Below are 12,544 nucleotides of genomic sequence, written 5' to 3'. Positions count from 1 at the left end.
ATAATAACAAAAAATAGAAAAGAAACAACAATAATTGCTGCTCTTTTCTATTTTTATAACCTATCTTGCAGCGTATCCGTTGTATTCATCAACATTTAGTAGTTTCTTAGCGTTCTCTACACGATCATCTGCGGGTGGTTCAATGCCTTCTAATGGATAATCTAAACCTAATTCTTCCCACTTGTATTTACCCATTGTATGATAAGGTAAAACTTCTACTTTATCAACGTTTTTTAAGGTCTTAATAAAGCTATCTAAGCGAATTAAGTAATCATCATAATCACTACGTTCAGGAACTAAAACGTGACGAATCCAAACAGGTTTCCCGATTTCAGAAAGATATTGAGCCATTTCTAAAATGTTCTCATTTCCTAAAGAAGTTAATAGTTTATGCTGTTCATTGTCTATATGTTTAATATCAAATAGTAGTAAATCAGTATAATTCATCAACTCTTGGAATTGACTAAAAAATGGTTCTTCTCTTGTAAATGGTTTTCCGCAAGTATCTATTGTTGTATGTATCCCTTTGGCTTTCGCTTTTTTAAATAAGTCGGTTAGAAATTCTAGTTGAAGCAATGGTTCGCCCCCACTAACAGTGATACCCCCTTTTTCACCCCAGTAAGAACGGTATTTGATTGCTTCATCTAATACTTCATCTGTAGTTACTTCACGTCCGCCAGAACCGATTTTCCAAGTGTCCGGATTATGACAAAATTGACAACGCATACGACAACCTTGTGTAAATACAATAAAGCGAACACCAGGCCCGTCAACAGTTCCAAAATTTTCTGTAGAGTGAATTCTACCAATAACAGGAGTTGTCATTCCTTGTTCCTCATTTCTTGTTGTTTTACTTTATAGTTATTCAAGTTTGCTCAGTATTTCTTTAAAAAAAGGGATGACGCGAGGTCACCCCTTCAATTGTTTATCTATTACAGTCTGTCATGTGACGTTCTAGAGATAACATCTGCTTGTTGTTCAGGTGTTAAGTCACGGAATTTAACAGCATATCCTGATACACGGATTGTTAAATTCGGATATTTTTCTGGATGAGCTTGCGCGTCTAATAATAATTCGTTTGTGAATACGTTAACGTTCAAGTGGTATCCACCTTTATCAAAGTAGCCATCCATTACGTTACGTAAGTTATCGATTCTTGTGGCGTCATCTTTACCTAGACCGTTTGGATTGATTGTTTGTGTATTAGAAATACCATCTAATGCACTTGTGTATTCTAATCTAGCAGTTGAGTTAAGTGATGCTAAAAGACCATTTTTCTCACCTAAGAATTTGCCATCTTGATAACTTGGGTTAGCACCTGGTGCTAATGGTTTACCTGCACGACGTCCGTCTGGTGTATTACCAGTTGCTTTACCATATACAACATTTGAAGTGATTGTTAATAGTGATGTTGTTGGTTTAGCGTTACGGTACGTATGTTGACGTCTGATTTGAGTCATAAAGTACTCAAGAATCCAGTTAGCCATAGCATCCGCTTCTTCATTGTCGTTACCATAAGTTGGAAACTCATTTTGGGGAATATAATCAATTGCTAAACCATCTTCATCACGAATAACTTGTACGTTACCATGTTTAATAGCCATTACCGAGTCAGCAGCATGTGAAATCCCTGCAATACCCGTTGCAAATGTACGTTGTAAATTACTTTCCATGAAAGCTAATTGAGCAGCTTCATAAGAATATTTATCATGCATATAATGGATAACGTTTAAAGTATTTACATACAATTCAGCTAACCAATCCATGATGTCTTTATAACGATCAATAAATTCGTTGTAATCTAATGTATCACCAGTCATAGGACGGAACTTAGGCGCAACTTGCATTTTAGTTTTTTCGTCTACTCCTCCATTGATAGCGTAAAGAACAGCTTTAGCTAAGTTAGCACGGGCACCGAAGAATTGCATGTCTTTACCCATAACTGTTGCAGATACACAACATGCGATTGCACAGTCATCTGATCCCCAGTTTGAACGTAGTAAATCATCATTTTCAAATTGGATAGATGAGCTTTGTTTCGCAATTTTAGATGCAAACGTTCTAAAACCTACTGGTAAGTGTGAAGAATACAACACAGTTAAGTTTGGTTCTGGTGATGGTCCCATATTTGTTAGTGTGTGCAAGATACGGAAATCACTCTTAGTTACTAATGAGCGTCCATCCAAGCCCATACCGGCAATTGATAAAGTTGCCCAGATTGGGTAACCAGAGAATAATTGGTTATATTCTGGTGTACGTGCAAATTTAACCATACGTAATTTCATGATTAAGTGGTCAATCATTTCTTGTGCTTCAAATTCAGTGATCAATTCAGCTTCTAAATCACGTTGGATATAGATATCCAAGAATGCTGAAATACGTCCGATAGACATTGCTGCACCATTTTGCGATTTGATAGCACCTAAGTAACCAAAGTATAACCATTGGATTGCTTCTTGAGCGTTTGTTGCTGGTTTAGAGATATCAAATCCGTATGTTGAAGCCATTTCTTTTAAGTCAGCCATTGCTCTGATTTGTTCAGAAATTTCTTCTCTTAAGCGAATGACATCATCTGTCATTACTTTATTCCCGGTGTTGCTTAAATCTTTTTTCTTTTCAGCAATTAGGAAGTCCATCCCGTAAAGTGCAATACGACGATAGTCACCGATGATACGACCACGGCCATAAGCATCTGGAAGACCAGTGATAATTTTGTTTTTACGTGCTGATCTCATTTCTGGAGTGTAAGCGTCAAAAACACCTTGGTTATGTGTTTTTCTCCACTCAGTAAAGATTTTAGACATTTCATCGTCTACTTCGTAACCATTTGAAGTTAAAGAATTGTTTGCCATATTGATACCGCCAAATGGCATAAATGCTTGTTTTAATGGTACATCTGTTTGTAAACCAACGATTGTTTCTTCTTCTTTAATCAAGTACCCAGGTTCATGAGAAGTAACAGTTGCAGGAATATTTGTATCCATATCGTAAACACCATTTTTTTCATGCTGTACTTCAAATAATTCCTGTAATTTTGTCCATAATTTGTCTGTACTTGGTGCGATAGTTTCTAGGAAAGAATCGTCACCTGTGTATTCAGTATAGTTTCTTTGAATAAAGTCACGTGTATCTACTGATGTTTTCCACTTGTCGCCTTTAAAGCCTTTCCATTGTTCCATTGTGGGCCTCCTTAGTATGCTGAAATCTACTGTAACAGCTTTATGTGATTAGTATAACACACGATCGTTTTTATGCAAGTATTTAATTACTATTTCTTGAACTAACTAGTGTTTTTTTGAAGAAAATTATCATTAAATGCCTATTTAATAAGGTTTTTCAGTTTGTGATATATATAACTAAATAGCGTGATTATAATGTGAATCATATGAATTCTGTAATATAAAAAGAGTTATCTGTACTAATACAGATAACTCTTTTTATTAATTATATAGAACAGACAGAAGAGTTATTTTGACTCTTCATTCGCTTTTTCTTCTAATTCTGCTGTATGCATTTCATGAACTTCTAAAATTTCACCATCTTCTTTTTCATCCAGCATGAATGAACCGTTTGATGTTCGATCATTTATTGGATAGCTCTTGGAATCAATGGTGTATTGTTTGCCCTTTTGTGTAGTAACTAATAGTTCTAAAGAACTACTTTCAGACATGAAGCTTACACGATGCGGATTTTTTTTCAATTCTCTAAGAACCATCAATCCTCGTTTTGCTCTTCCCAGTTGTGTTAACTCTTGCGCTAACATTCGTTTGATACTTCCTCTTTGTGTTAAGATCACAATCGGTGTATCACCATCTTCATGGACCAATAGACCATTCACAACATAATCTTGATCTTTTAAGTTCATGGCTTTTACACCTGCTGCTTTTGCGCCTACTACAGGCACTTCATCTAACGGATAACGTAACCCAAAACCGCGATTGCTTACTAAGAAGACATCTAAGATTTTTTGTTCGTTTGTCAAATAAACATTGACGATTTCATCTGATTCAGATTTTAGTTTCATACAATTTGTCGGACGGCTCTTGTATGTTCTCCATGGCTCAAAATCAGTCATTTTACTTTGTTTGATCATACCTTCTTTGGTCATGAAAACAAATGTTTTAGTTGGAGAAAGTTCCTTATAGGTGTGAACAGCAATAATCGATTCATCTATTGATAGGTTTAAAATCGTTTGTGAAATATGTTCACCTATTTCTTTCCATTTTAAATCTGGAAGTTCATGAACAGGTCTGTAAATCACATTGGCTTTGTTTGTAATCAATAAAATATGATCGAGCGTATTGACTTCGCCTGTATAGAGAAGGAAGTCCCCTTCTTTCATTCCGACTTCTTCTGGTTTTGATGCACTGTAAGAACGTAAACTACTGCGTTTAATGTAGCCTTCGTGAGTAACAGTAACAACTACGTCTTCTTGAGTAACTAATACTTTGGTATCAATTTTAATTTCTTGTATTTCATCTTCAATCTGAGTTAGACGTGGATTACCATATTGTTTTTTGACTTCACGTAATTCTTTTTTCATTACGTTGAATAATTCTTTTTCATCACTTAGAATTTTTGTCAATTCAAAAACAAGCTGATTCAACTCTTCTGCTTCTTTTTCAAGTTGAGTGATATCTGTATTGGTTAAGCGATATAATTGTAAAGTTACAATAGCTTCAGCTTGCTCTTCAGTAAATTCATAGGCTTTTACTAAGTTCATTTTTGCGTCTTTTTTATCTTTACTGCCGCGGATTGTTTCGATTACTTTATCCAAAATAGATAAAGCTTTTATCAATCCAGCAACGATATGCTGACGTTTTTTAGCTTTGTTTAATTCAAACTGACTACGGTTAGTAATAACTTGTTTACGGTGAGCAATATAACTGTCTAAAATACGTTTTAGCCCAACTTGTTGTGGTGTCATATTATCGATGGCCACCATATTAAAGTTATAGTTGATTTGTAATTCAGTATTCTTGAATAGGTAGTTTAATATACCTTCCGCATTTGTATCTTTTTTCAACTCGATTGCAATTTGTAATCCCGTACGGTCACTTTCATCGCGTACTTCAGCAATACCATCGATTTTTTTATTTAAACGAACTTCATCCATTTTCTTAACCAATGTGGCTTTATTGACTTCGTATGGAATTTCAGTGACAACAATTTGTTGCTTGCCGCCTTTTAGCGGTTCTATTCTTGTTTTTGAACGAAGAATAACTTTTCCACGACCTGTTTCATAGGCTTTTTTGATTTCTTCTTTTCCTTGTAAAATCCCGCCTGTTGGAAAATCTGGTCCTGGAATAAATTCCATCAGCTTATCCAAAGTTGCATTTGGGTGATCGATCAAGTAAATCGTCCCATCAATGATTTCAGCTAAATTATGTGTAGGAATTTCAGTTGCATACCCTGCTGAGATCCCTGTCGAACCATTTACCAGTAAGTTTGGATATTTTGCTGGTAAAACAGTAGGTTCTTTTTCTGTATCATCAAAGTTCCAAACAAAATCAACGGTTTCTTTTTCGATATCTTTTAAAAGTTCTCCACTTAGTTCAGACAAGCGTGCTTCCGTATAACGCATCGCAGCTGGCGGATCTCCGTCCATACTTCCGTTATTTCCGTGCATCTCAATTAGGACTTCACGGAGTTTCCAGTCCTGACTTAAACGAACCATTGCTTCATAGATACTACTATCACCATGGGGATGGTAGTTCCCCATGATATTTCCGACAGATTTTGCGGATTTTCTAAAACTTTTTTCAAAGGTGTTTCCATCTTTATTCATAGAAAATAAAATTCTACGTTGTACAGGTTTTAACCCATCACGAATATCAGGTAGGGCACGTTCTTGAATGATATATTTGGAATATCTTCCAAAACGATCGCCCATTACTTCTTCAAGAGTCAATTCTTGAATATCTTGGCGTTTTTCCAAATTCGTCACTCCCTACTCTAAATCAAATAAACTGATTTCTTCTGCTTCTGCATTTTTACGTTCAGCTTCTTCTCTTTTTTCTTCATCTAAAACTTCATTTGAAATGGATGGAGAAATTTCTGTTTCTCCGTCTTTTCTATCTAAAATACTGCCATCTTCTTCTAAAGTGAATTGGACATGACGTTCAATCCATTTTCTTCTTGGTTCTACTTTATCGCCCATGAGTGTCGTTACACGACGTTCTGCTTGTGCTGCATCATCTATTCTAACTCGGATCAATGTACGTGTCTCAGGGTCCATGGTTGTCTCCCACAGCTGATCAGCGTTCATCTCCCCTAACCCTTTGTATCGTTGAAGCATATATCCTTTACCGACTTGCTCTGTTACGCTAGACAGTTCTTCGTCTGTCCAAGCATATTCTGTTACAGCTTTTTTTCCGATTCCCTTTGATACTTTATAAAGAGGCGGTAAAGCAATGTAGATTTTGCCAGCTTCGATCAAAGGTTTCATATAGCGATAAAAGAATGTCAGTAATAAAACTTGAATGTGAGCACCATCGGTATCCGCATCGGTCATGATAATAACTTTATCGTAGTTACAGTCTTCAATTGAAAATTCAGGACCCACACCTGCTCCAATAGTATAAATCATGGTGTTGATTTCTTCGTTTTTCAAGATATCCTGCATTTTAGCTTTTTCAGTATTTAGAACTTTTCCTCGTAAAGGTAAAATCGCTTGGAATTTTCTGTCTCGTCCTTGTTTTGCTGAACCACCGGCAGAATCTCCTTCGACTAGATAAAGTTCGTTCTTTTTAGGATTTCGTGATTGCGCAGGTGTTAATTTTCCAGATAAAAGAGATTCACCCTTTTTCCGTTTTTTTCCATTACGGCTTTCTTCACGGGCTTTACGAGCTGCTTCACGAGCTTCACGAGCCTTGATTGCTTTACGAATAAGCTGCTGACTCATTTCACTATTTTCTTGTAAATAAAAGCCCATTTGCTCACCAACAACGTTGTCGACAGCATTACGTGCGGCTGGAGTTCCTAGCTTTTCTTTGGTTTGCCCTTCAAATTGCAGCAAGTTTTCAGGAACACGAATTGACAAAACAGCTGCTAAGCCTTCTCGGAAGTCACTACCTTCAAGATTCTTATCTTTTTCTTTTAGTAATCCGACTTTTCTTGCATATTCGTTGTAAGCTTTGGTCATGGATGTCTTCATGCCGACTTCGTGTGTACCGCCGTCTTTTGTGCGGACATTATTTACGAATGAAAGAACATTTTCTGAATAACCGTCATTGTATTGGTAAGATAGTTCTACTTCAATCGCATCTTTCTCACCTGAAAAATAAACAACAGGTGTTAAAGTGTCTTTTTCTTCATTTAAATAAGCAACAAACTCTTTGATCCCTTCTTCATAATGAAAGATCTCTTCTTTTGGTTCTTCACCTCTAAGGTCTGTTAGAGAGATCTTTACACCTTTCAATAAGAAAGCAGATTCTCTTAAACGTTCAGATAATGTGCTGTATGAAAAATGTATTGTAGAAAAAATAGTCTCATCTGGAAGGAAAATCACAGACGTACCATTCTTTTTATTCGTTTTACCAACTTTTTTTAGTGTTCCAACTGGTTTTCCGCCATTTTCAAAGCGTTCCATATACTCAACGCCATCACGAACGATACGAACTTCCAGCCAACTGGACAATGCATTAACTACACTGGCACCTACTCCGTGGAGCCCGCCAGATGTTTTATATCCACCTTGCCCAAATTTTCCTCCTGCATGAAGAACCGTGAAGATTACTTCTACAGTAGGAATTCCAGATGCGTGCATTCCTACAGGCATTCCACGACCGGAATCGGTGATTTTAATACTATTATCTTTTTGGATTGTTACGCTAATTTCATTACCATATCCAGATAATGCTTCATCAACTGCGTTATCAACAATCTCATAGACTAAATGGTGTAATCCACGGCTGTCTGTGGAGCCGATATACATTCCTGGTCTTTTTCTTACAGCTTCCAATCCTTCTAAAACCTGGATGGAGGCGTCATTGTATTCATTGTTTACTTTTTTCGCCAAAGAAAAAACTCCTTATACTTGAATTATAGGGCTTTTCGCCACATCATTACAATAATACTCTAAAAGCTCTCAAAAAAAAAGAGCTTTCCTATTCGGTAACTCTTTCTTAAGATCATTTGCATCTATTTAGGCATTTCAGCTAATTCAATTTTAATGCAACGATTCATTATAATAGCATTTCTTCCTGCTTTTTTCAACAATTCAGCTGCTGCTTCATTCTCTAATCCTAATTGAGCCCAGAAAACTTTTGCATCTGTTTCTATGAAATCTTGAGCAACTTCCGGTAAAAACTCGCTTCGACGGAAAATATCAACAATATCGATCTTCCCTGGAATATCTTGTAATTTTTCATAAACTTTTTCCCCGAGAATTTCTTGTCCAGCTAAAATTGGGTTCACAGGAATAATCTCATAGCCTTTTTCTTGTAAAAGTTTCGCTATTTGATAACTTGTTCGGTCTTTTTTTTCGCTCAGTCCGACTACTGCAATTCTCTTGGCTTCTCTTAAATAATCAAATATTTTTTCTTGTGATGGATTTTCTACAGGCATTTCAGTCATCCTTTCTCATTTCTCTTCTATTTCATTATACAACGAATATTTAATTATTGTTAGCTGTTTCTATTCATGATAAAATAAATGCTAGTTTGAAGAGAAAGAGGTTACTCAATGAAATTTTTGGTGCTATTAGTTATAGCCTACTTATTAGGATCTATCCCTTCTGGTGTTTGGGTCGGAAAAATCTTTTTTAAAAAAGATCTTCGTCAATTTGGAAGTGGTAATACAGGAACAACAAATACGTTTAGAGTTCTTGGGAAAAAAGCTGGAATAGCTGTTTTATTAATGGATATTTTGAAGGGTACATTGGCAACTAGTTTGCCTGTATTATTTTCTTTAGATGTTAATCCGCTAATTTTTGGTGTTGCTGCTGTATTAGGGCATACATTTCCAGTCTTTGCGAATTTTAAAGGAGGAAAAGCTGTCGCTACAAGTGCTGGTATGATTTTAGCTTACAATCCAACATTTTTTGTTTATTCTGCATTAATTTTTATTATTATGTTATACATTACCAGTATGGTAAGTTTGACTAGTATGATCAGCGCTGTGTTGATTACCCTTTCAACAATTATCTTGCCCTTTGCGATTCCTGCAATCTTACCTAAGTTTGATTGGTTATTGACAATTATTGCTGTAGCTTTGACGATTTTTATTTTTATCCGCCATAAAGATAATATAAAACGGATCAAAAACGGGACGGAAAGTCGCGTTCATTTCGGACTGGGTGCTAAAAAAATAAATAAATAGTGTTAGAAAAGTCAAGGTATGAAGAGGATAAACTCATTTCATACCTTGACTTTTTTAGATTATTTAGTTGTAAGTGTATAGTGTGTTTTGAAAATATCTTTTACAGCTAATTTATTTATGCCTTTTTTATCAACAAGATTTCCAGTTCCGTTCACTTCGTCGGCAATGCCACACCATGGCTCGATACATACGAATGGCGCTTCTAGCGGATAAGGTGACCAAATTCCTACATACGGCATGTCTGTGTAGCTTAAACTAATGCTATGAGGGCTTTCATCTGTTTCAATGGTAAATGTATTGGTGCCTTTAGTTTCAAAAATGATTGCATCTTTTTTGAATAATTCACGGCGCAGATCAAGACTTGTATTGGTTTGACCTAATGTTTTGTGTTCAAAATCGGTAAAAGGTCCTACTAAAGGAATTTGAGTTCGAGATTTTTTAGGCGAGAAGCTTAAATAATAATCGTTGAACGTCAAGTTCTGCTCTAAAGGAACATTAAATGCCGGATGTCCACCGATTGAAAAATACATTTCATCGTTACCAGTATTTTCAACTTGATAATTAACAACTACGTTCTCTCCCTCTAAAGCATAAGAAAGTATTAACTCAAAATCAAAAGGATATATTTTTTTCGTTTCTTTACTGCTTTTTAGCGATAAAGAAACGAATTCAGAACCATGCTCAATTACTTCAAACAGACTGTCCCTAGCGAAACCATGTTGACCCATAGGATAAGTTTGGTTTTGGTAAGTATACTGGTCTTCTTTTAAACGTCCGACAAATGGAAACAAGACTGGTGCATGACGTCCCCAAAAAGCGGGATCTCCTTGCCAAATATATTCAATGTTATTTTTTTTTGATTTTAAACTGACTAGTTCAGCACCATCTTCAGCAATTGTTGCAATCAGATAGTCATTTTCTATTTGTACAGTCATTTTCACAGCCTCCTACTTGTTGTCTTTTTCCAATTCTTTTATAAATTGTTTGTTTAAAACTTTCAGATAGGTTCCCTTCATTCCCAGAGATCTAGATTCAATGATTCCTGCTGATTCTAATTTTCTTAACGCATTCACGATCACTGAACGGGTAATACCAATTTCATCTGCGATACTTGAAGCAGTCAATCTGCCTTCTTCTCCATCCAAAGCTTTGAAAATCGCTTGAACTGCTTTTAATTCGCTGTATGATAAGGTATTGATTGCCATTTGCACAGCCGTTGCACTGCGGACTTCTGCTTCAATGTTTCTTGATTGTTGATAAAGAATCTGCATACCAACAACTGTTGCGCTGTATTCTGCTAAAACTAAATCTTCATCATTAAATGATTTTTCTACTCTAGCTAAAATAATCGTTCCAAGACGCTTACCAGCTCCAAACATCGGTACAACCGTTGTTAAACCAAAAGGATATTTTTCACGTAATTCCACTGGAAAGGCAGTTAAATCACTAGTGATAGAAATATTTGCCTTCGTTCTTATTAAGTCATCAACTGCATCTGTATAACTTTGCGGGAAGCGTTTTTCCTCAAACATATGCTTCACACGTGCATTATTAACATCTAATTTTTCGTTGTACCCTAACAAAACACCTTCGTTACTAATGATATAGGCATTACTATCCAAAACGTCCCCCAAAATCATTGCCATTTTGTCATAAGGTAACTCTGCTTTTTGGTCAAATGTATTATTTTGTTGTAAAAGTTTGTTTATTTGACGTGTTTTTTCTAATAAAGTAGTCATTTTTAGTCCTCCTAATTTAAACGTGCAGCGGGCGCCTTAATAATTTATCTATTTTCGAAGCATAATTTTAAAGAATGTAGCGACTTAAATCTTCATTTTGAACAATACTGTTCAGTTTTTCATTTACATAAGCTTCAGTAATGGTAATTTCTCCCATTTGCATATCAGGTGCCTCAAATAATAAATCTTCCAACAAACGTTCTAAAATCGTGTGCAAGCGACGTGCACCGATATTGTCAGTATCACGATTAACATCAAAAGCAATATTAGCAATTCTTTCGATGGCCTCTTTTGTGAAGATTACCGTTACATTTTCTGTGCCGATCAAGGCGATATATTGTTTAATCAATGCATTATTTGGTTCTGTTAAAATCCGTACAAAATCTTCCGCTGTTAAATCATCCAATTCTACACGGATTGGAAAACGTCCTTGCAGTTCCGGAATCAAATCACTTGGTTTTGATAAATGGAATGCTCCAGAAGCGATAAATAAAATGTGATCTGTTTGAATCGGACCATATTTTGTATTGACTTGCGAACCTTCAACAATAGGTAAAATATCACGCTGTACTCCTTCACGAGAAACTTCACCTGAATTTTGTTGGCTTTTTGAAGTGATTTTATCAAATTCATCAATGAAAATAATACCACTACTCTCAGCTAAACGAATCGCTTCACTATGAATATCAGCTTCTTTGACGATTTTTGCTGATTCTTCTTTCACCAATAGATCTTGTGCTTCCTTAACTGTTACTGTTCGTTCAACTTTTTTCTTTGGTGATAAAGCACCTAGAGTCTCATTTAAATCAATACCCATTTGTTCCATGCCGTTGTTCATAGCAGGCATCGTTTTTTTAGGTTCTTCTATTTCAATTGTTACTTCACGATTATTTAGTAAGCCTTTTTCTAATTGATCAAGAATCGATTTACGATTGATTTTGATTTCTTCGGTTACTTCTTCTTGTGTTTCTTGAGGTTGTTGTGCATTGCTGAACATTTGCATCATTTGTTCGAACTGATTGTTCGATGTTTGCTTTTGTTCTTTTTTAATCCCAGGTACAAGTACTTTCACTAGACGGTTATTCGCTTTTTTTAAAGCTTGCGAATAAACTCGACTATATTGTTGTTTTTCAACGATTTGAATCGCATTTTCAACAAGATCTCGAACCATCGACTCTACATCACGACCAACATAACCAACTTCTGTAAATTTGGTAGCTTCAACTTTGATAAACGGAGCGTTAACAATTTTGGCCAAACGTCTCGCAATTTCCGTTTTCCCAACTCCAGTTGGACCGATCATCAACATGTTTTTAGGTGTTACGTCTTGCTGCATTTTTTCTTCCAACTGCAAGCGACGGTATCGATTTCTTAATGCGACTGCGACAGATTTTTTGGCTGTTTCTTGTCCGATGATATACTCATCTAATTCTTTGACGATTTCTCTTGGTGTTTTATTTAATTCATTCATGGATGCTGTCTCC

The 12,544-nt window shown here is 35.8% G+C and carries 9 protein-coding genes; 1 reads left to right on the top strand and 8 read right to left on the bottom strand.

Annotation, left to right across the window (positions count from 1 at the left end; genetic code table 11):
• Nucleotides 1-60: 60 nt before the first annotated feature.
• From pflA to AC4BB2_RS06815, 5 genes are all read right to left on the bottom strand, one after another.
• Nucleotides 61-825 carry a pyruvate formate-lyase-activating protein gene (gene pflA / locus AC4BB2_RS06835; RefSeq protein WP_490472219.1) on the bottom strand — a complete coding sequence of 255 codons (765 nt, stop codon included), beginning with the start codon at nt 823-825 and terminating at the stop codon, nt 61-63.
• A 107-nt stretch (nt 826-932) separates the two neighbouring features.
• Nucleotides 933-3,179, bottom strand: a complete 2,247-nt coding sequence (pflB, locus tag AC4BB2_RS06830; protein WP_490472218.1) for a formate C-acetyltransferase — start codon at nt 3,177-3,179, stop codon at nt 933-935.
• Between the two features lie 287 nt (nt 3,180-3,466).
• Complete coding sequence (gene parC, locus AC4BB2_RS06825; protein ID WP_490472217.1) at nt 3,467-5,938, bottom strand: DNA topoisomerase IV subunit A; 2,472 nt, start codon at nt 5,936-5,938, stop codon at nt 3,467-3,469.
• Nucleotides 5,939-5,950: 12 nt separating this feature from the next.
• A complete protein-coding gene (parE, locus tag AC4BB2_RS06820) occupies nt 5,951-8,020 on the bottom strand; it encodes a DNA topoisomerase IV subunit B (protein ID WP_490472216.1) in 2,070 nt (689 codons plus the stop codon).
• A gap of 122 nt (nt 8,021-8,142) precedes the next feature.
• Entirely contained in the window at nt 8,143-8,568 is a 426-nt protein-coding gene (locus AC4BB2_RS06815; protein ID WP_490472215.1) for a CoA-binding protein, read from the bottom strand.
• Nucleotides 8,569-8,685: 117 nt separating this feature from the next.
• On the opposite strand from AC4BB2_RS06815, the gene plsY reads away from it, so the two are divergent.
• Nucleotides 8,686-9,321, top strand: a complete 636-nt coding sequence (gene plsY / locus AC4BB2_RS06810) for a glycerol-3-phosphate 1-O-acyltransferase PlsY (RefSeq protein WP_490472214.1) — start codon at nt 8,686-8,688, stop codon at nt 9,319-9,321.
• 59 nt (nt 9,322-9,380) lie between these two features.
• Here the strand turns inward: plsY and AC4BB2_RS06805 are convergent, their stop codons facing one another.
• The 3 genes from AC4BB2_RS06805 to hslU all read right to left on the bottom strand — a co-directional run bounded on the left by AC4BB2_RS06805 (nt 9,381) and on the right by hslU (nt 12,531).
• A complete protein-coding gene (locus AC4BB2_RS06805; RefSeq protein WP_490472213.1) occupies nt 9,381-10,256 on the bottom strand; it encodes an aldose 1-epimerase family protein in 876 nt (291 codons plus the stop codon).
• A gap of 12 nt (nt 10,257-10,268) precedes the next feature.
• Nucleotides 10,269-11,060 carry a GTP-sensing pleiotropic transcriptional regulator CodY gene (gene codY, locus AC4BB2_RS06800; RefSeq protein WP_490472212.1) on the bottom strand — a complete coding sequence of 264 codons (792 nt, stop codon included), beginning with the start codon at nt 11,058-11,060 and terminating at the stop codon, nt 10,269-10,271.
• Nucleotides 11,061-11,127: 67 nt separating this feature from the next.
• On the bottom strand, nt 11,128-12,531 hold the full coding sequence (hslU, locus tag AC4BB2_RS06795; RefSeq protein WP_490472211.1) for an ATP-dependent protease ATPase subunit HslU: 1,404 nt from the start codon (nt 12,529-12,531) through the stop codon (nt 11,128-11,130).
• Nucleotides 12,532-12,544: the final 13 nt, after the last annotated feature.

Source organism: Enterococcus sp. AAFC-DPL-5146, from assembly GCF_058216635.1.
The sequence above is the reverse complement of the archived record's forward strand: the minus strand, read 5'-3'. Positions and strand labels throughout refer to the sequence as shown.